The sequence below is a fragment of the Bacteroidota bacterium genome (assembly GCA_030017895.1).
Classification (GTDB): domain Bacteria; phylum Bacteroidota; class Ignavibacteria; order UBA10030; family BY39; genus JASEGV01.
In genome coordinates, this window is record JASEGV010000050.1 from 1 (window position 1) to 22,336 (window position 22,336).

The following is a 22,336-nucleotide window of genomic DNA, read 5'->3' on the forward strand; positions in this document are numbered from 1 at the left end:
TATTATACGGCTCTGTTTCAAAATTTCCTGCTGAGTCTCTCTTATAAATCTCCCCAACTGCGTAGGCAAGTGTGTCCGAGAGAACAGCAACATCGTAAAGTACACTGCTGTTGCCATCTCCGAGATAGAATACCTCAAAATTAAAATTGTGACTCGTTGTATCCATACTCAACACGCTTAGCTCATCGCTCGAATCAACCGAAATATTGTTTACTACTCGGTATGCTCTGTACTTGTATGTGTGTTTAGGTAACAAGCCCTCGTCTAAAATTAATGTGTCGGGCTGTGTGCATTCTGCGCTTACTATCGTAGCTTCATCTCGCGTTAGTTTGAATGTCCGGCTAACTGTTGTGTCAACAAACTTTATTTTAATGAACGCGTCAACAACTCCTACATCCTCAGCAGTCAATACTATCGGCGGAATGTAAGGCGGAACATCGGGCGGTACTACCCGCTCGCGGCAAGAAGTAAATAAAATCAAACAGCAAAACAAAAATATTATGATTAAAAGATTTAAAGATTGAATGATTAATTGATTTGGTTTCATATTATACCTCTTTTACTAATATCACACATCGCTATCCTTTTAATTGTTAATGTGCAGTTATTATTTGTTGGGTTTAACATACATCCCCTAATATTGAAAGTCAAGTGTTTTTTGTAAAAATTTTAAGAAAAAATATTTTACATCCTCCTCTCCCACTTTTCCGCAACTTGTTGATATAAAATGAGTTGTTGAAATAACAAGATATTACCTACAATAGTGCCAAATGGCACTTGCTATTTATTGAGTATATTTAGCAGTCGGATGAAAGTTATAGTACAATGTAACATATTCTTTCACAACTTTCATCGTCCTGCCTGTGATTTCTTTAATTGCCGATTCATTCATTCCCTTCTTCAACATTTTCTTCACTTGAACATAATGCATCCAAAATACAAAGCTTCGTCATCATACAACACACGAACTTCGGTCGCTTCCGAAGCCGGTTCACCTTCTAACGGATCACGCTGAATAAAATCTTTTGCGGCTTGGGTATTCGACCAAATCAATTCATCCAAAATTCCATCAACTACCGGAGGATTTGTAACACGGTAAGCATCGATTTTTTTAACATTTCCGCCTGCTAATATTTCAAGGGAACTCAATAAAAAGACTACAGCAAATATTTTATATTTCAATTTAAAATCCTAATTTGATAATAGTATTGTATTCAATAAAGACATATTGAATTAGATTATAGACAATTGGGGCATAAATTTATGGAAAATAACTTGGATTTCCAAAGAAATTGGCTGGCACGATGATTGAGCTAAAAGAAATTGAATGTATAACAACAACGAGATGATAAAATGAAAAAAATACTTTTAATAATAGGATTACTGGTTCTAATATCAGTTGAGAGCCAGTCGTCCAACCGATCGCGTGTATCATTTGGGTTTTTCTATAATTCACTTGCTCCTTACGGAGAATGGATTGAAATCGACCGTAATTTTTATGTATGGAAACCGATGAGAGTTCGATATGATTGGCGGCCATACTCGGATGGACGCTGGGCATGGACGCGACAAGGCTGGTATTGGGTTTCGTATGAACCTTACGGTTGGGCTGTGTTTCACTATGGGCGTTGGCATTACGATGATTATTATGGTTGGGTTTGGGCCCCCGGTTACGATTGGAGTCCGGCTTGGGTTGAATGGAGATACGACGACGATTACATTGGATGGGCACCATTGCCACCTTATGCAACTTTCAACATCCACATCGGGATAACATTCACAACTCATTGGGCATCGCCTGTTCATCATTGGTCGTTTGTTAGATACCGGCACTTTTGCTCTCCACGTGTGAACGACTACTATGAACCTATTGAACGATCACGACGCTTTTTTGGAGATACTCGTTACCGCTCTGATTATAGATATGAAAATGAAAGAATAACAAACACCGGAATCGATAGAGAATTTATTGAACGCAGAACCGGCGATAGAATCAGAACTGCCGAGATTACTGAAACACGCGACAGAAAAACAGATAGAATGATAAGAGAAGGTGATCGTCCTAAAATTGAAGTTTACCGTCCGAGTGAAAGAGAAATAGAGCGTAACAGACCGGAAAGAATAGAAGCACGCAAATCGGATAGAACTTCTACGCTTGATTTGGAAAAAGTTGACAGAACGATTTATCGCGAACGCTCGGAAAGACAAGAGACTGAACGTGGTTCTGAAAAACGCGACTACAGAAGCAATGAACGACCGGATGACAGACGGATTCAAGAGAGGAAAGAACCGACTGAAAGAGGACGAGAAATTTATCGTGAGGAGAGAAAAGAAAACCAGCAACAGAGTGAGCCGAGAAAACGTTCTGAAAGATACCGTGCACAACCGGAACCAGAACGGAAAACCGAAGAACGGCGACCTGAAATCCAGAGAGAGCGGCAGCCCGAAATTCAGAGAGAAGAAAGCCGACGTGAAGTTCCCGAACAGAGACGCGAAATTAAACCTGAACGGAGAGAACGCGAAATCGAGATAAAGAGAGAAGAAGTTAAACCTCGCGAATATCGCGAAGAGCCGAAAAACGAGAACAGACAAAGAAGCGACGGACAACGTGACGGCAGCAAGGAATCAAGAACCCGCGGAAGATAGCATTAATCTTTGTTGTTGTTGATAAATAAAAAAGGCAGTTGATCAACTGCCTTTTTTTATCATTCAAAACGGAAACTGATGTTCGTACCAGTGTTTTGTAACATCCATCCAGTAAAACAGCCCCCGCCATTTACCGTATTTTTCATAAAATTTTTCTATCGTTTTATCGGAGACTTTTCTTCCGTTTTTATGAATTTCAAAAAACTTTGCACGGCTCCAACTGTCGATACCCAAATAATCATACCTACCCAGGAGTTTGAGCAAATTCTGAGCTGCATAGGGACCCACCCCTTTTAGATCCAACATTTTTTTGTATAAAATATCAGTTGGCGAGGTATCGGATCTCCATGCTTCTAAATTTACCTCTCCCGAATTAACTCTTCGAGCAAGCTCAAGTAAATAAGGAGCGCGATACCCCATCTTAATTTCTCCGCGTAAAAATTTTTCATTAACATTGCAAATTGCTTCAGATGTCGGAAATGAATATGCAATAAATTTTTTACCGTCGGATGTAACGGTAGTAAATTCCTTACCCAATTTCGATATAAGGTTGTTCACCATAATTTCGGTTAGCGTCCAACTGCAATTTGTTGTGCAAATCATTTTTACAACATCTTCAAAAACTGTCGGACATCTGAGCAATCTCCCGGCTTTGAATTTATGAACCCACTTGAATCGCAAATCTCTTTTTGCTTCATTATAAAATTCAGTCAAATCCTGATCGAGCCGGAAAACTTTTGCAATTTGATCTATTAAATCGAATTTTTCGTATTGATGTAATTCGTATCCGGTTTGAAATTCAACTTTAATACTTCTCTGGGCAGGGTTACTGAGAGAACAATAAACGAGTTCGCCACTACGGGTAGTGAACAACCTTTCGAGAACCGATTTTTCTTTATCAACGACAAACGGTTTTAGAGCACACCAACCGTGACTGTAAACAGTTCGCCAAAAATCAAAATATTTTGGACTGGAAATATAGAACTCACCTGTATTTAACGATTTAACTTTCATTATCATCTAAAGTTGTTTTTGAAATTTTTGAAAGTAATTTACGGTTTGTAGAATACATATCCAAAAGTTTTATCATGTTGAGTATTGCTTCCTTCGGTTTGAGATTGTTTACCATTCGCCTTAAAGCGTAATGTTTTTCAGTATACCTGCCGAACAGCAATTCCTCGCGACGTGTCCCCGACTCCTGAATGTTAATCGCCGGAAAGATACGGTGGTTTGCCAATTCGCGGTTCAGCACAAGCTCCATATTTCCCGTGCCTTTAAATTCCTGAAAAATCAACTCGTCCATTCTCGAATTTGTATCAACGAGTATCGTTGCAATGATAGTAAGAGATCCTCTGTCTTCGAGTGCGCGTGCCGATCCAAATATTTTCTTGGGTATCTCAAGTGCACGTATATCAACACCACCCGACATTGTTCGACCGCTGCCCGGTTGAAAAGCATTAAATGCTCTCCCCATCTTCGTCAACGAATCTATCAACAGAACTACATCCTTACCGGTTTCGACTTCCCTTTTCGCATAATCTAAAACAAGCGATGCAATTCGGACGTGGCTTTCTCTGCTGCTATCGCTCGAACTTGCAAACACTTTTGCATTTACCGAGCGCCGGAAATCTGTTACTTCTTCTGGTCTTTCATCAACCAGCAGCACAATCAACGAGATATCGGGATGGTTAGTACCGACTGACTTAGCAATTTGTTTAAGCAGTATTGTTTTCCCTGCTTTGGGTGGGGCGACTATTAAAGCCCGCTGTCCTTTACCGATCGGGCAGAGCAAATCAAATATCCTTAGGGAATACTCGTTCGGTTCGGTAGTTAAAACTATTTGTTCGGAGGCATCCACCGCAGTACCTGTTTGAAATTCCTCACACTTCAGCCATTCTTCCGGCAACAAACTGTTGACTGTAAGAATTTCAGTTACTTCCAAAAATCCGTTGAACTTCTGAACTTTGCAATCCACTAAAACACCTTGCCGAAGATTAAATTGTTTTATAAGTTTGCCATTTACGTTCGGCGAGTCGTAATCTTTTTCCAGCTCAACCGATATTTTAATTAGTCTTCCGCCCGATGAGAAATGATGGTTTACGTTTTTATTACTTCTGACAATTTCAAGTATTCCGGTGAAATATTTTTCGGAAGATGATGGTGATAAAATATTCTGAGTGTTTTTAGTTTTCAAGTTTGTGTAAAATTCAATTATTAAATAAAAGAGGTCAAGCTACCCTGTGTCACACCTTCGGTAACTTACCGTTGCTTCCTTCCGGACCTGGCGGGGTTGGGCTACTTACGGTTGCACAGGACTTGACCTCTAAATTATCTAAAATTATTATGTTTTGTAATTTGCCTGTTTTTTCTGTTTGCTTTAGCTATCGTCAAGCTACCCTGTGTTACACTTTCGGTAACTTACCGCTGCTTCCCGCTTTTCCTATATGGATCAAATGAGCGGGGTTCTGAATTTTGCAATAAACTTAACATCACTTTGTTCGTTAAGTTTAGCAAAATTCGAAGTGGAGCTGATCGGGATCGAACCGACGGCCTCCTCGTTGCGAACGAGGCGCTCTCCCAGCTGAGCTACAGCCCCAAGTCCAATCAATATAAATATATACTCTTATTTTTCCAAGAAAAATGTATTTGACACAAATAAAATAAAGTTGACTAACAGTCTAAAAATGTGTATTTTTTATATGAAATTTATTGATTTTTTCACTTTTACACTGATTTTCGTATGTTTGATGAATTGACAGAACGACAAAAAGAAGTTCTAAAATATATTATCCAAAACTTTATTTTAACTGCAACCCCGGTTGGATCGAATCTTTTAGCAAAGCAGTCGGATTTAGGTTTAAGCTCCGCAAGCATCCGGAATGTTATGGCAGACCTTGAAGAGCAAGGATTTCTTTCGCACCCGCACGTGTCGGCAGGTAGAATTCCTACCGATAAAGCTTATCGCCTTTATGTTGATGGGCTGATAGAGATTAATGAAATAGGCAAACTCGAACAAGAAACTATATATCATGATTTAAAAGGTTTTTCTGATACTGATGATTTATTGAAAGAGACAGGCAAATTACTCAGCCGCATCTCGCATCAACTAAGTATCGTATCGTCGCCGCATCTGATTACCGGCAGACTGAATAGGATAGAAGTTATACAAATATCGAGTTCGAAAATTCTTGTTATTCTGACAATCGAATCACTTGTCATGAAAACAATTACAATGGAATTCATATCCGACATCCGTCAGAGTCAATTGGAAAAAATCACAAATTATTTAAACGAACGATTATCCGGTTTAACTCTTAAAGAAATACGGGATACTTTTTACGATAGAGTTAAAGATGTCGAGAATGAAGAAACAGGATTAATCCGCTTGTTCCTCGGAAACACCGATAAATTATTCAGCGATTTTTCATCAAAAGAACGAGTGCATATAAGTGGAGCAAAAAATATTTTAGCTCAACCTGAATTCGAATCCCCCGAAAAAGTTCGCAGTATTATCGAACTTATCGATAACGAAGATATTATCATCCACATAATAGATAGATACGAAGAAAAAGTGAGTGCTGATGGAATTACTATTTTAATCGGTTCAGAAAATGATATCGAAAAACTTCAAAATTACAGCATGATTATTTCTTCCTACAAAATCGGAGAAACTAAAGGAACAATTGGCATCATTGGCCCGAAGAGAATGGAATATCAGCGACTCATTCCTCTCGTAGGATGCATTACCGAATTCGTATCATCTAAAAATTAATATAAACAGAAAGGATTTTTACAACTACCAAATGGCAGATAACGACAATATTCAAGATATAGAAGTTAATGAAATACAATTATTGAACGATCGTATTGTTGAGTTACAAAAAGCAACCGACAATCTAAAAGATCAACTTTTAAGAAAGGCAGCTGAATTCGATAATTACAAAAAGCGAATTGAAAACGACCTCTACAACATTACAAGATTCGCGAACGAAAACCTCATCGAAAAGCTGCTTGTAGTTTTAGACGATTTCGAAAGATTCCTACAGCACGCGCAGGAAGAAAATACTGATTCGCCGAACGATCCATTTTTTCAGGGTATCGACCTTATTTATAACAAGATGCTGAAAATTCTTGAACAACAAGGTTTAGCTAAAATGAACACTACCGGGCAACCTTTCGATGTAAATATACATGATGCTTTAATGGTTATGCCTAACACCGATTCCACTACTCCTCCTAACATTGTGATCAAAGAAGTTGAAAGCGGATACACATTACACGACAAAGTGTTACGTCATGCAAAAGTCATTGTCTCCGGTGAAATAAGCGAGCAAGAAGGCGGGGCTGATTAATTATGGCGAAACGCGATTATTACGAAATTCTCGGAGTTTCAAAAAACGCTTCACAGGATGATATAAAAAAATCATATCGAAAAATTGCTATGCAATATCATCCCGATCGAAATCCTAATAATAAACAAGCCGAAGAGAAGTTTAAAGAAGCTGCCGAAGCATACGAAGTATTGAGTGATGCCGACAAGCGACAGCGGTACGACAGGTTTGGTCATGAAGGGCTGCGTGCCGGACAAGATTTTCATGGTTATACAGACATTCATGATATATTTTCATCGTTCGGCGATATTTTCGGAAGCGCCTTTGGTGGAAGTATTTTTGAAGATGCGTTTGGCGGTCGAGGTTCTAGGCAAAGAAGGCAGCAGCAGACCGGTGTCCCGGGAGCCGACTTAAAAGTCCATTTGAAACTTACCCTCGAAGAAATTTCAACCGGTGTCGAGAAAAAGCTAAAGATAAAAGCATACAAAACTTGTGAACTCTGCGGCGGAAGCGGAGCCCGATCGAATGCCTCGCGTGCTACATGTCCCTCATGTAACGGAAGCGGCGAGATACGTCAGGTGTCGCGGTCAGTATTCGGACAATTTGTAAATATATCAACCTGCGATAACTGCAACGGCGAAGGGAAGATTATAAAGGATTTATGCCCCGAGTGCCGCGGCGAAGGTCGGGTGCACGGCGAAAAAACTATCAAAATAAATATTCCCGCCGGTGTTTCCGAAGGCAATTATATACCGTTACGGAATCAAGGGAATGCAGGAAAGCGTGGCGGACCGAACGGTGATATTTTAGTTATTATTGAAGAAGAAGCACACGACATTTTTGTTCGTCAAGGTAACGATATTATTTTAGATTTATTAATCAGTTTTCCCGAAGCCGCACTCGGCGCAGATATTGAAATTCCGACACTAACCGGCAAAGCCAAGTTACATATCGAACAGGGTACTCAATCCGGTAAAGTTCTCCGAATGCGGGAAAAGGGACTTCCTCAACTCAACGGCTACGGGAGAGGCGACCAATTAATACGAATCAATGTTTGGACCCCCACCCGACTCACTCAAAAAGATAAAGAAATGCTGAAAGAGTTACTGAGCCGTGATACGATGAAACCTCGTGAAGGTGATAAATCGGCAAATTCAGATAAAAGTTTTTTTGAAAAATTCCGAGATGCTTTTTCTTAAAATATAATTATGAATATTCTCGAATCGATAAATAAAAAAATTGGTTTTACGAAAAACGAGCTGCGGGTTATCATATTTTTAGCAGCAGCTTTTGTAATTGGCGCCGGTATTAAAATATACAAAGCCAATACGAATGAACAAGCCGGGAGAACTTTCGATTATTCAGAAAGTGATGCACAATTCCATTCACTTTCACAGAATACTTATTTATCGCAAGGCGATAATATTCCCATCAACGAAAATGTCCCTCTCCCATCGCAACAAAAAAAATCTTTGCCAAAAGAAAAAAGCATTAAGTTGAACAAAGCTGATAAAACCGAACTGATGAAACTGCCGGGAATTGGCGCAATGACCGCCGAGGCGATTATCAGATACCGTGAAGAAAACAACGGGTTCGATGACATCAACCAGTTATTAAAAGTAAAAGGGATCGGAAAAAAGAAATTAGAAAAAATAGCGATGTACCTTACACTTGAAAAGTAAAAAATAAAATCAGGAAATAATTAAAATATGCCACAACAAATTACTGCGGGGATTAGTGTTTTAGACGATATCGCACATTTCGTTGTCCTGAAAATCAACGACTATAAAATAGAGTTGATATATTTGGAAGAATACCAGAAAACCGAACTTGACAGATCGGAAATCTGGTTTTTAAAACCGTTAGCTATGCGAAGTGATACAATTTTCGAACGTCCTCAAAGCGTATCGGTAGCACTTGATAAAAAGTTTCTTTTCATACACAATTTTCCGATAGATTCAAATTTGACAAAAGTTGAACAAAACGAACATGTGAATTGGGAAATTTCTCAACATATACCAAACTTCCATCCGCAAGAATACATCAGCGATACACATCTATTGAAAACATTCGATGATAGAAAAATCAATGACATTATTTCGGTTACGGTAAAAAGAACTTTAGTTTATGCAATTCATGAATATATTGCCCAACGAAATTTAAATTTAAATATTGTAGATGCTACACAATTTGCTGTTGAAGATGTTCTCCTGCTTACTCAACCTGAAATCAAAAATCAACAATGCGTAGTTGTCGGACTCACAAGATCGAGTGTCGAATACAGTCGATACTCCAACGGGCATTTGATAGAATATAATGGGCGTACAGAATCGGATATTGGAGCGGGTGTACAATATTTAAAAAACTCTTTGTCGGGTAAGGTTTATGATTCGATATTTATTTATGGCAACCAAGCGTCTGCTGAGGTTTTAGGAAAACTAAGAAGAGATGTTTCGCCCAACATTTCAATTCTAAATCCATTTCGCCGGTTAAATATTTCTTCGGTACGAAACTACGACAGGTTTGTAAATAATGTCCAGCGGTTCGTGCCAGCCGTCGGAATCGCACTCAGGAAACCTTGATTATGCGTGTTATTTCAGGAATTTTTAAAGGTCATCAATTAAAATCTGCCCGCCAACTGGACATCCGTCCGGCTACCGATCGGGTAAAGGAGACAATATTTAATGTTTTACAAACACGTTTGAAACTCGAAGATGCGCGGGTTCTCGATTTATTTGCAGGCACCGGTAGTTTAGCCATCGAAGCATTGAGCCGTTACGCCGCCTTTGCTACTATCGTTGATAATTCAAGATCATCTATCGAGTTAATTAAATCGAATATTGAAAAGTTAAAATTATCAGATAAAAGCCGTATCATCCAGACGGATGCTTTTAAGTTTATAAGCAAAACTGAGGAAAAATACGATTTGATTTTTGCCGACCCTCCCTACGTTTATGAATTTACAACGAGCATTCCCGAAAAAGTTTTTACGAATAATTTATTAAACACCAGCGGCTTTCTGATAATTGAGCATACAAAAAAAATGATTTTTGAAAATTCCGATAAATACATCCAAGCAATTAAAAAAGATTTTGGAAATACAGTGGTATCGTTTTTCGTTCACAACATAATGGAGAAAAAATGAAAATCGCAATTTACCCCGGAACCTTCGACCCCATAACTTACGGACATATCGATGTTTTAGAACGAGCTTTGGAAATATTCGATAAAGTAATCGTAACAATTGCTCACAATACAGCAAAAAACCCTCTTTTCACTGACGAGGAGCGACTCGACATGGTAAAAAATGTTACAAAAAAATATGGAAAGCGCGTTGTAGCTGAATATTTCGACGGGTTGCTTGTAGAATATGCCCGAAAGAAAAAAGCCATAGCATTGGTTCGCGGGTTACGTGCCGTCTCCGATTTTGAGTATGAGTTACAGATGGCGTTGATGAACCGTAAATTAGCAAACGATATTACTACAATATTTTTTATGCCTCACGAGAAGCACACTTACCTTAATTCCTCGATAGTTCGTGAGATTGCAAAACTCGACGGTAATATATCGAGCTTCGTACCGGCTTATGTTCAAAAGATTTTGAAATCTAAAGTTCAGAACGTATAACGTTCTTCAGAAATTCAGGGAAGAGAAAGAAAATCCCTTTTCCCTTTTTTGAAATTTCCCTAAAATTAAGTAAATTAAAACACCAAAGTTCATTGTTGGTTCTTTCCATCAAATTCAATATGTATCAATCAAAAACGAATATGTTGCTAGTAACACCGTTCTTATTATTTTTACAAAATATAAAAAAATATGAGGATTATTAATAAATGAATGTAAGTCAACTTGCGCGATCTATAGCTGAATCGCCCACTCTGCGACTAACCGAAGAAGCCCGGCTACTGAAAGAAAAAGGCGAAGCAGTTATTCACTTAGGAGCCGGTGAACCAAAAAATAAAGCTCCGATTAATGCCATCCTGAGTTCCGCAGCGAAACTTAATACCGGCGACGTGAAATATACGCCAGCTGACGGAACACCATCACTTAAAAAAGCAATCATCAGATATACTGAAGAGAATTATGATAAAATGGTTTCACCTGAAAACATCATCGTCTCTGCCGGCGCAAAACAATCGGTCTTTAATCTTCTGTTCACTTTATTAAATCCGCAGGAAGAGGTTATCATCCTTGCACCATATTGGGTTAGTTATCCAGAAATGGTTAGGATGTGTTACGGCGTTCCCGTTATTGTAACACCGGAAGACGGCTCGTTCCATCCGCGAATGAAAGACATCGAGCAAAAAATCAGCTCGTACACCAAAGCGATTATCATTAACAGCCCGAACAACCCGTCGGGCATTATGTATAAAGAAGAATTTATTGCGGAGATAATAGAGTTCTGTGAGCGCAAAGGAATTTACGCCATCATGGACGATATTTATCATAAACTGATATTTGATGGAAGAAAACCAATTTCTCCATACAAGTACACAAAGAATACTTTAGAAAATTCTAAAATTATCGTCGTGAATGGTATCTCGAAACTTTATGGAATGACAGGTTTCCGGATTGGCTGGACGGTTGCGCCCAAAGCTCTCACTGGAATTATGACAAACGTTCAAGGACAGATTACAACAACGACTTCAGTAATTCTACAAGCGGCGGCCGAAGGTGCGCTGATGGGAATACAGAGCATCGTCGAGGGATTGCGCTTGATGATAGAGAATCACCGCAACATTATGATGCAGGAACTTCAATCGTTTACTGGAATCAAAACGACAAAACCAGATGGAACATTTTACTGTTTACCTGATTTCAGCGTCTACAACAAGAACTCACTTGAGCTTTCGAAATTCTTATTAAAGAAAGCTCTCGTTGTTACTGTTCCCGGAAAAGAATTCGGAATGGAAGGACACTTACGTCTGAGTTACTGCGGAACAATAAAGGAGATCAAACAAGGCATCGAACGAATTAAATGGGCACTCGATCCCAATTCACCCAACGAAATATTTATTGGCGAAAGAAAATTAGTGAGGGATTGGTTATGAACAATTTACTAAACATTAAAACACCGGCTCAAGACCAAGCCAGAGCACTTAAGAGCGAGTACGGGCTTGATAATCACAGCTTGACGAATCTTAACAATGTTTATTGGAATTTACCGATTGAAGCACTGTATGAAGAAATCACCTTCCGTGGTGAAGCCCGAATTTCAAAGTTAGGACCAATCATTGCCCACACAGGAAAGCATACCGGAAGATCTGCTAACGATAAATTTGTTGTAAAGGAACCATCCACACAGGATAAAGTGTGGTGGGGCGAATACAACCGACCGTTCAATCAGGATAAGTTCAACGAGGTGTTGAGTCGATTGCAAGGGTTCTTGCAAGGCAGAGATTTATTTGTGCAGGATTGCTATGCGGGCGCTGATGAAGAATATCGTTTACCAATCCGCATCATCACAGAAAAAGCCTGGCATAGCGCGTTCGCACGGAATATGTTCATCCTGCCAAAAACAGCAGAGGAATATAAACGACACGTTCCCGATTTCACAATTATGTCGATACCATCATTCAAAGGACTTCCGCAAATAGATGGGACATCGACCGAAACATTCATACTTCTCAACTTCGAGCAGAAAATAGGCATTATCGGCAACACTGCTTACGGCGGCGAAATTAAAAAAGCTATTTTCACGGTTATGAATTTCTTACTGCCGTTGGACGGAGTAATGCCGATGCACTGCTCAGCAAACATCGGAAAAGAAAAAGATACTGCGCTCTTCTTCGGATTATCCGGTACGGGTAAGACGACTCTTTCTGCCGATCCAAATCGCGGACTTATAGGCGACGACGAGCACGGCTGGAGTGATGAAGGCATCTTCAACTTTGAAGGCGGTTGTTACGCAAAAGTTATTGCTCTCTCCCCCACTGCTGAACCGCAGATTTATGCCTGCACTCAGAAATTCGGAACAATTTTAGAAAATGTTGTTTACGATCCGATAACACGCAAGATCGATTTGGACGATGCAACGATTACCGAAAACACTCGTGCTTCATATCCTCTCGAATATATAGACAACGGTGTACCTGAAAAAATGGGCGGACATCCAAAGAACATTATTCTATTAACATGCGATGGGCTTGGAGTATTGCCACCGATAGCAAAGCTTTCACCCGAACAGGCGATGTATCAGTTCATGTCAGGTTATACTACAAAAGTTGCAGGCACCGAGATGGGACTTGGGAAAGAGCCGGAGCTAACTTTTAGCGCCTGCTTTGGCGCGCCGTTTATGGTACATCATCCAGCCGTTTATGCCGATTTACTAAAACGGAAAATGCTGAAGTATGGCGCTCACTGCTGGTTAGTAAATACCGGCTGGGTTGGCGGACCGTATGGTGTTGGCAAACGCATAAGCATAAAGTACACGCGTCAATTATTGAACGCGGCGCTGAGCGGTGAATTGCTCAAGGTTAAGTTCAAAAAAGATCCGATCTTCGGTTTCGAAGTGCCTGAAACTTGCGGAGATATTCCTGCTACTGTTCTAAATCCTGCATCGTCATGGAACAGCAAAGAAGCCCACATGAATAAATACAAGCAACTTGCAGGTCGGTTCATTGAAAATTTTAAGAAATACGAAGCTGGCTGTCCGCAAGAAGTTATTAAGGCGGGACCGAAGGTGTAAGAGCTGTGAGCGGGGAGCGTAGAGCATAGAGGAATGAAAACATTTACAATAAAAATCGACCCTTTAACAGGTGAAGAATATTTTGAAGTCTATTTACGCGGACAACAGATTCTGAACGACCCCCTACTTAACAAAGCATCGGCTTTTACAGTTGAAGAACGATTGAGCTTGGGTTTATCAGGATTGTTACGCTCCGGTATTAATACAATCGAAAATCAACTTGCCCGCAGCGTACTAATGTATCGCCGGAAGCCCGACGAGATGGAAAAATATATCTACTTACAGGGTTTACTAAACAGAAGTGAGACTTTATTCTACAAACTTCTAACCGGAAATTTAACAGAAATGCTTCCGATAGTTTATACCCCAACTGTCGGACAGGCTTGCTTACAAATGAGCCACATAACACGCAGGTATCGTGGAATATACATTACACCCGAAAATATTGCCAACATAGATGCAATCTTTTCGAGCATTTCTCTGCCAGAAGTTAATCTGATAGTCGTAACCGACGGCGAACGGATTCTTGGTTTAGGCGATTTAGGTTCCGACGGAATGGGAATTCCTGTCGGAAAAGTAAATCTCTACGTAGCTGCCGGCGGTTTACACCCCGCTTGCTGTTTACCCATCTGTATTGATGTCGGAACGAACAACGAAAAACTTTTAAAAGATCCGTTGTATTTAGGACACAGAAAAAAACGTCTCGAAGGCGAGGAATATTATTCATTCATCGAGAAGTTCGTCTTGGGTGTAAAAAGAAATTTCCCATCCGCCTTATTACAGTGGGAAGATTTTGCCAAACACAAAGCATTTAAATTATTGGAACGATACCACGAGCGAATCTTATCCTTCAACGACGATATCCAAGGGACGGGCGCCGTTACACTTGCGACTTTAATATCGGCTATGAAAATTAAAAAACAAAAATTAGGCTATCAAAGATTTGTGATTGTTGGAATGGGACAAGCTGGTACCGGAATCGCATCCAACATAAAAGTGATGTTGAGAGAAGAAGGACTATCGGAAGAAGATGCACGTAACCGAATTTTTGCAATCGATATTGATGGCCTACTTTTAGAAGATACGACGGGTTTAGAAGACCACCAAAAACCATTCGCCCAAAAACTTTCGACAGTAGCTAATTGGAAATTTGAAACACCAGACAAAATTACATTAATGGATGTAGTTAAGAATGCAAAAGCCACTGTATTGATTGGAGTTACAGCAAAAAGTGGATTGTTCGGTGAGGAAATTTTAAAACTGGCAGCTCAAAACGATGAACGTCCTGTAATTTTAGCATTATCGAATCCGACATCAAAATCGGAATGCACACCCGACGAAGTTATAAGAGCTACCAACGGCAAAGGATTAATTGCAACAGGAAGTCCATTCCCACCAGTCGAACATAACGGTAAGCAACACGTTACATCGCAGTGTAATAATATGTTCATATTTCCGGGTGTTGGACTTGGTGCGCTAGTCAGCACAACTCCCAAAGTTACAAACCGAATGTTTCTTGCAGCCAGTAAAGCATTATCAAATCTTGTAACAGAAGAACAATTAAGCAAAGGAATTTTACTGCCTGATATGAAAGATATCCGGTTCGTATCCCGGCAAGTTGCCAAAGCAGTCGCGCTCGAAGCTCGAGAATCAGGTTTAGGTAGGTTGTTGGAAGATGAGCAGTACGAAAAGATAATAGCCAAAGCTCAGTGGGAGCCAAGGTATTATCCGTTTAGACCGGGTAAAACTTCCGATTTCTTATGCTGATAAATAATTGTTAAATAAAAATCAAATGACCTTCTTAAGACGCATATTTGGAATTAGTCGAGATGAAGTTTGGCAGCAACTCTGCAACGAAATCGACAGCACCTTTATCAAAGGGGGTTTTTGGAAAGGCAACAAAGTTACTGTAAAAGTAAAAGAGTGGACTATAACTTTGGATGTTTATACTGTATCAACAGGAAAGAGTAGCACCGTATATACTCGAATGCGGGCACCTTATGTAAATGTTGATGGATTCCGATTTAAAGTTTACAGGAAAAATATTTTCAGTAATTTAGGTATGGTATTATTAAAGATGTTGAACGTTTAAAAAACCTCTTCGCTTTATTTTCAGAAACCCTGAATATGAAAACGACCCGAAATTAGATCTCTAATTAACAGCCAACCCAAGTTTGTTTAAAACCCCGAATTTTCATATATTTTCAAGCCAGAATATATAATTACTAATACGATTAGGAAAATATGCCAACATACGCTTATAAATGCAAACGATGCGAATACGAATTTGAAGAGTTTCAAAGTATAAAAGCCGATTCACTGACGATGTGCCCGTCCTGTAATACATCATCACTTTCAAGAATGATTGGTGGTGGATTAGGTTTAATTTTTAAAGGAAGCGGTTTTTATTTAACCGACTATAAGAAGAGCAACTCATCTCCGGCAGGAGGAAATAACAAGCCCCAAAAAACAGAAGATGCAAGCAAGACTGAAGTAAAAACTACATCTAAAGATACCTCAACGGAAAAACCGGCATCTGCGGAAAAAAAATAAGGTTTGATTTATATAACTCATTGTTCATAGTTCCATGCTCACCGCTCACCGCCCTGTGGTGAGCGAACCGTCGAAAGACGGTGAGTCGAACCATCATCGCTTAAAAAGCATTCGGATAATAATTAATAACAGGTTCACTCGTCTCCCATTTGATTGCTACAACGTCAAACCTTGCTTCTACACCTGAAATGTTTTTTTCATACAAATAACCTTCTGCAACTTTCCTGATTTGCCTCCGCTTTCCAATCGTGATAGAATCTTCGGGTTCTCCATACTCTACTGACTTTCGCGATTTAACTTCGATGAAAACGATTATTCCGTTATCATCAGCAATAAGATCAATTTCACCCCGGCCAAAATAGAAGTTCCGCTCAATTATTTTAAAACCTTTTTCAACTAAAAACTTCTCTGCAATTTCTTCCGCCCCTTTTCCTTTTTCGCGCGTGTGAGGCATAAAATTATTCGGAGTTTAGACTGCGTATTTTAAAACTCTTTCTATGTATTTCACAGAAACCATATTTTCGTATCGCTTCAATATGCTCTTCGGTACCGTAGCCTTTGTGTTTAGCAAAACCGTATTGCGGATATAATTTATCGTATTCAATCATCATATTATCACGTATAACTTTTGCTATTATTGAAGCGGCAGCAATTGTAAAACATTTAGAATCGCCATCTACTATTTTGAGGGCGGGAATATTCAATTCGACAAAGTAAGGACCATCCACGAGCAAATGTTCAGGTGCAGGCTCCAACTCACCAATAGCTTTGTGCATTGCTTTGAATGTTGCATTTAAAACATTTATTTCATCAATCAGAGCATGATCCACAATTCCCACTCCGATACTCAAAGCTTTCAGATGAATTTGTTCAAACAGGTCAGTCCGTTTTTTTTCGCTTAAAGTTTTAGAATCTTTTATCCCATCAATCACAAGCTCACGAGGGAAAACAACAGCCGCTGCAACGACAGGTCCTGCAAGCGGTCCGCGACCGGCTTCATCAACCCCGGCAACAAAGCGTTTACCCGTTTGCCAAAGCTCGCGTTCGTATGTTAATGCTGTTAAACTTTCTTTAATATGTTTCATCTGTTAAAACTCGTTTATTAATCCGAAATGAATTTTGGCTTGATTAAATGTATCGCCTTTACCGAGCGCCAAACTTACACCGATAATGCCCAAAGCAGTTTCAATTCGCATACCTATGCCGTAACCATATTTAACACTTTCTGTAATAATATTCAAGTCGCTATTATTTCTTGAATAATATCCTGCGTCAAAAAAGGCGGAGAAGAACGACTTGCTGCCGACTATAAAACGATATTCCAAATTCGACCAAATTATCCGGGAACCAAGGAACTGATTTTCGCGATACCCTCGCAATGTGTTCGCACCACCGAATCTAAAGAGGTCGCTCACCTCTACAGTACTTGCACGCAGTTCTTTACCGTGCAACCCGACGACTACAACCTGTCTCCTGAAAGTTTCCTGAAACACTTCAACATCGATTCCGATTCGCTGAACATTTTGAACTGAATTTAAAGTATAAATTTCTTTTCGCCCGTAACGATAATCGGATTTATAGTTTATGCCGCTCGTGGGATTATAAATATTATCACGAGAATCATAATGAACATCGAAACCAATCGAGGCGGTTCCGCTGCTGTTTACATACCGGGTTGCAGTTTCGGATGATGGAATAATGTTTTCCTGATTGAACAACACTCCTACTGAAAACAAATCACTGATCATGAGTTCAGATTTAAGCTCAATAAATCGCCGCACATAAATTGTATCTTGCTGACGTTGGAAAAATGTGCCCGCAAGATTTACAGGATAATTTAGAAACCAAGGTTCAGCATAACGGACTCCAATTTCTTGCGAGTGCCGTTCGTCTTTCAGCCATTTTACATTCAGCTTGCGTGCAGTGCCAAAAAGATTCCGCATCGTAACATCCACAAGTCCGGTAAAATATCCTTTTTCGGAAACCGAGCCGGGCAGATACCCAACAACACCATCAAAAGAATTCGTATTTGCTTCAGTTACTTTAATCAACAAACCTGACGATGCAGGTAGTCCGGTTTTTCGAGATGCCTTTTTAATTGACAATAAAATTGTGTCCACAACGGAATTTGAGTCTTGCAAAAGAAATATCTGAGGTTCGCTGATTGACGAAAACAATTGCATCCGGTTCAACCGTTGTGGAATTTTCTGAATTTTTGATTGCGAATAAAATTCTCCCTGCTGAATACGAGTCTCCCGAATGATTACCTCGCTTTCGGTTTCGGTGTTTCCTTCTATATGAATCTTATCGATCCTGATTTTTAGCCCCTCTTCAATTTCCAATGTTACATCAATAGCACTTTCTTCGTTCGCGATAGATATGTCTGTAACATCAATTGATACAAGCGGATAGCCGGTTTCTTCATACCTCGTTACAAGATTATAAATATCGGATTCGAGTAACGTTTTTTGTAAGCAACTCCCTGTGGTTGTGCTGAAGTTTATCAAGATGTTGTCGGTTGTAAATATTGTATTCCCGCTCAATTTGATTTTCCTGATTAAAGATTTTTGATGCGGTTCGATACGTATGAAAATATTTACAAATAAACTATCATCAAAATAATTTAATGAATCGATACCAACGCCGGAGAAGTAGTAACAATCTGTAATATAAAGATGACGAAGCTTTTCTAAATCTTTCTCTAATGTTTCTATATTGAAGATATTATTATTTTTTGAAGAGACATAATTGAGAAGAAAATCTTCTGAATAAACGGGAATAGATTGTGAGAAAACAATATTACGAATTTTAGTTTGCCGTTGAGCGAAGCTTACGTTTACAGTAAAGATTTGAAGGAAAAAGAAAAATAGCGAAAGCCGGATTACGATTTCTCTCATCGGTTGTAAGAAAATTGATTAGTCGTTCATCTTGGTCTTTGCCAAACGTCCCAGATTGGCGTTGTCAACTGATAATCACCGAAGCCGGTTTGGTCAACGAAAACGAATTGCCTGTTTAATTCGTAGTAATACCAGACTTCGTAAGGTTTAGAATCGATATCAAACGGATGGCGATCGACATTGTTGGGCGCACCGAAAACAATAAAAACCATCCCCATATCTGTTTTCCAGCCGGCGATGTAGTGTTTAAAATTTTTATTAGCATATTCGACTCGCGAATAATATTCTTCCATCAATTCGTTTCGTTCCGTGTTAGGGGTGGGGTCTTTCTTTATCCAAAATTCTTTAAAAGCTTCTAACCGTTCATTGAATGGTAGTTTTTTAATCCGTGCAATTTCGGATGCTTGTTCGATATAAGTCATTTGGTCGATAGCTGCATCGAGGTCAACGATTGATACAGGCATACCTCGCCAGTGAATTGAAAACTTTCTGCTTATCGAAGTAGTCGTTGGCTGCATACTGGGATTCATTTTAATCTCCAACGTATAATCTCCCATCGGTAAATCAACGGAATTGATTTTAAAAAACAAACTGTTTTTTCCTTTAACTAACTGTTGTGTCTCTTTACCGGTTCTCAAAGTTTTCTTTTTATCTTTAGAGATTTCAAATACAATTTCTACTGAATCAGCATTTGTGGAATTATAAACTTCGGCGAAAGCAAAAAAACCTTCTCCTAAATCAACAACATTCCCTGAAATATTCGGAATGATGATCTTTTTTTCACCTTCGACTGTAAGTTTGCTCAGAAGCATTACATCGGAAACTGTGAATTGCTGTTGTCGAAAATCGCGTAACTCGACATTCCGTGAAAATTTTGCCGCTTTTTTTGTTTCAATATCCCTGATTTGAACCACTAATCGATACTTTCCGGGGGGCAACGGAAACGATTGCTGACTAAGCTTATTAAGCTTGGGCGAAACTGTTTCCTCGTAAGTAGATGTTTTGATTGATTCGTTCCACAACTTTTCTTTGACCAAGTTGTTAGATACATCGTAGATATTTACTGTGAGTTCATAATTGGAGAGAAAGATGTCGGCATTTTTAACAAAAAATATTGCGTCGTATGGAACTTGGATATACACATCAAGCCGGCTTTCATTAGGAACATCTGAAGCAAAACCGAGTACCTCGATAAAAATTTTGGGTATTCCAATTTCAGCAGCTTTGTGAGTTTCAACCTGTGATACTGTTGAAAAAGAAACGAAAACAGTTAACAGTATTATTAGAAGTATTTTATAGTTCATATTATTTCTGTTTTTTAATTTCAGCAAACAAATCATATTCAAAATTATCAACAATAGTAACCTTATAAAAATTTCCTACTTTTATATGAGCAGGCGGTTCAACGATTATTTCGTTATCGACTTCCGGCGCATCAAATTCGCTCCGGCAGTAAGCCGCCGAAGCGGTCTTGCTATCAACTATCACCTTCATTTCTGACCCAACAAGATTGCGGTTCTTCTTGAACGAAATTTCACTCTGAATTTCCATAATCTTATTTTTTCGGGCTTCCTTTATTTCGTCAGGTACAGGGTCGCCTAAAGGTTCAGCAATTGTATTTTCTTCCTGCGAGTAGCTAAAAACACCTAACCGATCGAATTCAAATTCTTTCACAAAGTCAACCAATTCATCGAATTCTTTTTCTCCTTCAGTCGGATAACCTACGATCAAAGAAGTCCGCAAAGCGATACCGGGCACTTTCGATTTGATTTTTTCTAACAACTTACGCGTTTCGCGCGAGCTTATTCCGCGCTGCATCGACTTCAAAACTTTATCAGCAATATGTTGAACCGGTATATCAATATATTTACAAAGTTTATTATTTCCAACAAACAAATCCAGTATATCTAATGGAAATTTTGCCGGATAGGCATACATTAATCGTAACCATTCAACCTCATCAATCTTACTTAAACGTTCAAGCAACTCTTTGAGCGAACGTTTTCCATAAATATCTAACCCATAATAAGTTGTATCCTGAGCAATTAAAATTAATTCTTTCACACCCAATGCAACAAGCCGTTCAGCTTCTTTTACTACACGTTCGAGCGGCTTACTAATATGCTTGCCACGCATAATCGGGATTGAACAAAATGAGCATGGATTATCGCACCCTTCCGAAATTTTCAGGTAAGCATAATGACTTGGTGTGGTGAGATGACGTTCGCCTAATAGTTCGTATCGAAAATTTATACCAAGTTCGTTTGTAACTACATCGATCTTATTGGCGCCGATGAATGCATCGACTTCAGGAATTTCCTTTTGCAAATCAGCTTTGTATCTTTCGGAAAGACAGCCCATCACGACAAGCTTATCGAGTTTGCCACTTTTCCGTAGTTCGGCGGCTTGCAGAATCGTATCAATTGATTCTGATTTTGCATCGTTGATAAATCCGCATGTATTTATCACTACGACGTTTGCATCATCGGGATTGTTTACGATTGAATAATCGCTGGAGTCAATTTGTCTTAATAGTTCTTCGGAATCGACAACATTTTTGGCACAACCGAGTGTAATAACGGCAATTTTGGGAGTAATAGTTTTCACATTAAAAATTTAATAAAATTGTGAGAGAATAAAAAATTTATTATGTATTTTGTTTTTAATATATACTTTTTGTATGATTAATAGAGTTGTAACAAAAAACTGAGGATGATATGCGAGAAATTCAGTCGATACAATTTATTGGAACACATGAATAAAATACAAAGGAGAATATATGAAAGATAGTCACATTTTCATTTCTTTGATAATTCTTTTTTCACATTTTTGTTGTAAGGAATATAGTTCAGCACCTATGCCCGAGGTACCTACACCTGTTCCATTCATGGAAGTTCGAATGCAGTGTACGGATCTGGTTTCAATTGGTGGCCAACTAAATGTTGTCATTAGATCACAGGCAGAGTATGATAGTCTTACCTATGAACGATTTCAGAAACCTTTAGATGATTACTGGAAAACAAACTACGAATCGGTATTGAATTCTCAAAAGCAGCGTTATCCCGGACTTTCTGATTCTGCTTATGCTGTGTTGGTCAGACGAGTGTTCTATTCATTTCCTCCATTTAGGGGGACGGATAGCTGTAGTAATCCAAGTATTAATTTTAACCCAGATTGTTCAATAGGCTATAAATTTCTAATGACCGCCATTAGGGAAAAGT

Annotated in this window: 23 protein-coding genes, 1 tRNA gene, 1 other RNA gene and 1 pseudogene; 14 read left to right on the forward strand and 12 right to left on the reverse strand. The window is 39.1% G+C overall.

Annotated features, from left to right (window positions below):
• The 3 genes from QME58_10045 to QME58_10055 form a co-directional block, all read right to left on the reverse strand.
• A partial coding sequence (locus QME58_10045; protein ID MDI6804173.1) for a hypothetical protein occupies positions 1-547 on the reverse strand: 547 nt, incomplete at its 3' end.
• A gap of 237 nt (positions 548-784) precedes the next feature.
• The gene (locus tag QME58_10050; protein ID MDI6804174.1) at positions 785-907 is read right to left on the reverse strand and encodes a hypothetical protein; all 123 of its coding nucleotides are present in this window, start codon (positions 905-907) and stop codon (positions 785-787) included.
• A gap of 5 nt (positions 908-912) precedes the next feature.
• Positions 913-1,182 (reverse strand): hypothetical protein, encoded by a 270-nt coding sequence (locus QME58_10055; protein MDI6804175.1) that lies wholly within the window; start codon positions 1,180-1,182, stop codon positions 913-915.
• 171 nt (positions 1,183-1,353) lie between these two features.
• Here QME58_10055 and QME58_10060 point away from each other — a divergent pair, with 171 nt between their 5' ends.
• Entirely contained in the window at positions 1,354-2,646 is a 1,293-nt protein-coding gene (locus QME58_10060; GenBank protein ID MDI6804176.1) for a hypothetical protein, read from the forward strand.
• Between the two features lie 63 nt (positions 2,647-2,709).
• Here QME58_10060 and QME58_10065 read toward each other — a convergent pair whose 3' ends face one another.
• The 4 genes from QME58_10065 to QME58_10080 all read right to left on the reverse strand — a co-directional run bounded on the left by QME58_10065 (position 2,710) and on the right by QME58_10080 (position 5,242).
• Positions 2,710-3,660 carry a hypothetical protein gene (locus QME58_10065; protein MDI6804177.1) on the reverse strand — a complete coding sequence of 317 codons (951 nt, stop codon included), beginning with the start codon at positions 3,658-3,660 and terminating at the stop codon, positions 2,710-2,712.
• Positions 3,650-4,840 (reverse strand): transcription termination factor Rho, encoded by a 1,191-nt coding sequence (gene rho, locus QME58_10070; GenBank protein MDI6804178.1) that lies wholly within the window; start codon positions 4,838-4,840, stop codon positions 3,650-3,652. Before rho ends, QME58_10065 begins: the two co-directional genes overlap by 11 nt.
• 29 nt (positions 4,841-4,869) lie before the next feature.
• Positions 4,870-4,968, reverse strand: an RNA gene (ffs, locus tag QME58_10075) — signal recognition particle sRNA small type.
• Between the two features lie 201 nt (positions 4,969-5,169).
• Positions 5,170-5,242: transfer RNA gene (locus QME58_10080), tRNA-Ala, on the reverse strand.
• 144 nt (positions 5,243-5,386) lie between these two features.
• On the opposite strand from QME58_10080, the gene hrcA reads away from it, so the two are divergent.
• The 12 genes and pseudogenes from hrcA (at position 5,387) to QME58_10140 (ending at position 16,218) form a co-directional block, all read left to right on the forward strand.
• Positions 5,387-6,418: a heat-inducible transcriptional repressor HrcA gene (hrcA, locus tag QME58_10085; protein ID MDI6804179.1), complete on the forward strand. Its 1,032-nt coding sequence runs from the start codon at positions 5,387-5,389 to the stop codon at positions 6,416-6,418.
• Between the two features lie 31 nt (positions 6,419-6,449).
• Entirely contained in the window at positions 6,450-6,998 is a 549-nt protein-coding gene (locus QME58_10090; protein ID MDI6804180.1) for a nucleotide exchange factor GrpE, read from the forward strand.
• A gap of 2 nt (positions 6,999-7,000) precedes the next feature.
• On the forward strand, positions 7,001-8,176 hold the full coding sequence (gene dnaJ / locus QME58_10095) for a molecular chaperone DnaJ (GenBank protein MDI6804181.1): 1,176 nt from the start codon (positions 7,001-7,003) through the stop codon (positions 8,174-8,176).
• Between the two features lie 9 nt (positions 8,177-8,185).
• Positions 8,186-8,659 carry a helix-hairpin-helix domain-containing protein gene (locus QME58_10100; GenBank protein MDI6804182.1) on the forward strand — a complete coding sequence of 158 codons (474 nt, stop codon included), beginning with the start codon at positions 8,186-8,188 and terminating at the stop codon, positions 8,657-8,659.
• A gap of 27 nt (positions 8,660-8,686) precedes the next feature.
• Positions 8,687-9,559 carry a hypothetical protein gene (locus QME58_10105; protein MDI6804183.1) on the forward strand — a complete coding sequence of 291 codons (873 nt, stop codon included), beginning with the start codon at positions 8,687-8,689 and terminating at the stop codon, positions 9,557-9,559.
• A 2-nt stretch (positions 9,560-9,561) separates the two neighbouring features.
• Entirely contained in the window at positions 9,562-10,122 is a 561-nt protein-coding gene (rsmD, locus tag QME58_10110) for a 16S rRNA (guanine(966)-N(2))-methyltransferase RsmD (GenBank protein ID MDI6804184.1), read from the forward strand.
• Positions 10,119-10,604, forward strand: a complete 486-nt coding sequence (gene coaD / locus QME58_10115) for a pantetheine-phosphate adenylyltransferase (protein ID MDI6804185.1) — start codon at positions 10,119-10,121, stop codon at positions 10,602-10,604. The genes rsmD and coaD overlap by 4 nt, the downstream gene beginning before the upstream one ends.
• A gap of 206 nt (positions 10,605-10,810) precedes the next feature.
• Positions 10,811-12,028, forward strand: a complete 1,218-nt coding sequence (locus tag QME58_10120) for an aminotransferase class I/II-fold pyridoxal phosphate-dependent enzyme (protein ID MDI6804186.1) — start codon at positions 10,811-10,813, stop codon at positions 12,026-12,028.
• Entirely contained in the window at positions 12,025-13,665 is a 1,641-nt protein-coding gene (pckA, locus tag QME58_10125) for a phosphoenolpyruvate carboxykinase (ATP) (protein ID MDI6804187.1), read from the forward strand. The genes QME58_10120 and pckA overlap by 4 nt, the downstream gene beginning before the upstream one ends.
• A 33-nt stretch (positions 13,666-13,698) precedes the next feature.
• Entirely contained in the window at positions 13,699-15,432 is a 1,734-nt protein-coding gene (locus tag QME58_10130; protein MDI6804188.1) for an NAD-dependent malic enzyme, read from the forward strand.
• A 25-nt stretch (positions 15,433-15,457) separates the two neighbouring features.
• A pseudogene (locus tag QME58_10135) lies at positions 15,458-15,736 on the forward strand (DUF3137 domain-containing protein).
• A gap of 173 nt (positions 15,737-15,909) precedes the next feature.
• Complete coding sequence (locus tag QME58_10140) at positions 15,910-16,218, forward strand: zinc ribbon domain-containing protein (GenBank protein MDI6804189.1); 309 nt, start codon at positions 15,910-15,912, stop codon at positions 16,216-16,218.
• 100 nt (positions 16,219-16,318) lie between these two features.
• Here the strand turns inward: QME58_10140 and QME58_10145 are convergent, their stop codons facing one another.
• From QME58_10145 to rimO, 5 genes are read right to left on the reverse strand one after another with little or no spacing between them, the layout of a single operon-like run.
• Positions 16,319-16,672: a YraN family protein gene (locus QME58_10145; GenBank protein ID MDI6804190.1), complete on the reverse strand. Its 354-nt coding sequence runs from the start codon at positions 16,670-16,672 to the stop codon at positions 16,319-16,321.
• A 4-nt stretch (positions 16,673-16,676) separates the two neighbouring features.
• Complete coding sequence (locus tag QME58_10150; GenBank protein ID MDI6804191.1) at positions 16,677-17,303, reverse strand: ribonuclease HII; 627 nt, start codon at positions 17,301-17,303, stop codon at positions 16,677-16,679.
• Between the two features lie 3 nt (positions 17,304-17,306).
• Positions 17,307-19,115 (reverse strand): POTRA domain-containing protein, encoded by a 1,809-nt coding sequence (locus QME58_10155; GenBank protein ID MDI6804192.1) that lies wholly within the window; start codon positions 19,113-19,115, stop codon positions 17,307-17,309.
• A gap of 26 nt (positions 19,116-19,141) precedes the next feature.
• Positions 19,142-20,419, reverse strand: a complete 1,278-nt coding sequence (locus QME58_10160; GenBank protein MDI6804193.1) for a GWxTD domain-containing protein — start codon at positions 20,417-20,419, stop codon at positions 19,142-19,144.
• Position 20,420: 1 nt separating this feature from the next.
• The gene (gene rimO, locus QME58_10165) at positions 20,421-21,722 is read right to left on the reverse strand and encodes a 30S ribosomal protein S12 methylthiotransferase RimO (GenBank protein MDI6804194.1); all 1,302 of its coding nucleotides are present in this window, start codon (positions 21,720-21,722) and stop codon (positions 20,421-20,423) included.
• Between the two features lie 172 nt (positions 21,723-21,894).
• Here rimO and QME58_10170 point away from each other — a divergent pair.
• A partial coding sequence (locus tag QME58_10170; GenBank protein ID MDI6804195.1) for a hypothetical protein occupies positions 21,895-22,336 on the forward strand: 442 nt, incomplete at its 3' end.

Excerpts from the sequence above, each read along its gene's own strand:
- QME58_10050 (MDI6804174.1), bottom strand. The coding sequence starts at position 907 with ATGTTGAAGAAGGGAATGAATGAATCGGCAATTAAAGAAATCACAGGC.
- QME58_10060 (MDI6804176.1), top strand. The coding sequence starts at position 1,354 with ATGAAAAAAATACTTTTAATAATAGGATTACTGGTTCTAATATCAGTT.
- QME58_10065 (MDI6804177.1), bottom strand. The coding sequence starts at position 3,660 with ATGAAAGTTAAATCGTTAAATACAGGTGAGTTCTATATTTCCAGTCCA.
- hrcA (MDI6804179.1), top strand. The coding sequence starts at position 5,387 with ATGTTTGATGAATTGACAGAACGACAAAAAGAAGTTCTAAAATATATT.
- QME58_10090 (MDI6804180.1), top strand. The coding sequence starts at position 6,450 with ATGGCAGATAACGACAATATTCAAGATATAGAAGTTAATGAAATACAA.
- dnaJ (MDI6804181.1), top strand. The coding sequence starts at position 7,001 with ATGGCGAAACGCGATTATTACGAAATTCTCGGAGTTTCAAAAAACGCT.
- QME58_10100 (MDI6804182.1), top strand. The coding sequence starts at position 8,186 with ATGAATATTCTCGAATCGATAAATAAAAAAATTGGTTTTACGAAAAAC.
- QME58_10105 (MDI6804183.1), top strand. The coding sequence starts at position 8,687 with ATGCCACAACAAATTACTGCGGGGATTAGTGTTTTAGACGATATCGCA.
- rsmD (MDI6804184.1), top strand. The coding sequence starts at position 9,562 with ATGCGTGTTATTTCAGGAATTTTTAAAGGTCATCAATTAAAATCTGCC.
- coaD (MDI6804185.1), top strand. The coding sequence starts at position 10,119 with ATGAAAATCGCAATTTACCCCGGAACCTTCGACCCCATAACTTACGGA.
- QME58_10120 (MDI6804186.1), top strand. The coding sequence starts at position 10,811 with ATGAATGTAAGTCAACTTGCGCGATCTATAGCTGAATCGCCCACTCTG.
- pckA (MDI6804187.1), top strand. The coding sequence starts at position 12,025 with ATGAACAATTTACTAAACATTAAAACACCGGCTCAAGACCAAGCCAGA.
- QME58_10130 (MDI6804188.1), top strand. The coding sequence starts at position 13,699 with ATGAAAACATTTACAATAAAAATCGACCCTTTAACAGGTGAAGAATAT.
- QME58_10140 (MDI6804189.1), top strand. The coding sequence starts at position 15,910 with ATGCCAACATACGCTTATAAATGCAAACGATGCGAATACGAATTTGAA.
- QME58_10145 (MDI6804190.1), bottom strand. The coding sequence starts at position 16,672 with ATGCCTCACACGCGCGAAAAAGGAAAAGGGGCGGAAGAAATTGCAGAG.
- QME58_10150 (MDI6804191.1), bottom strand. The coding sequence starts at position 17,303 with ATGAAACATATTAAAGAAAGTTTAACAGCATTAACATACGAACGCGAG.
- QME58_10155 (MDI6804192.1), bottom strand. The coding sequence starts at position 19,115 with ATGAGAGAAATCGTAATCCGGCTTTCGCTATTTTTCTTTTTCCTTCAA.
- QME58_10160 (MDI6804193.1), bottom strand. The coding sequence starts at position 20,419 with ATGAACTATAAAATACTTCTAATAATACTGTTAACTGTTTTCGTTTCT.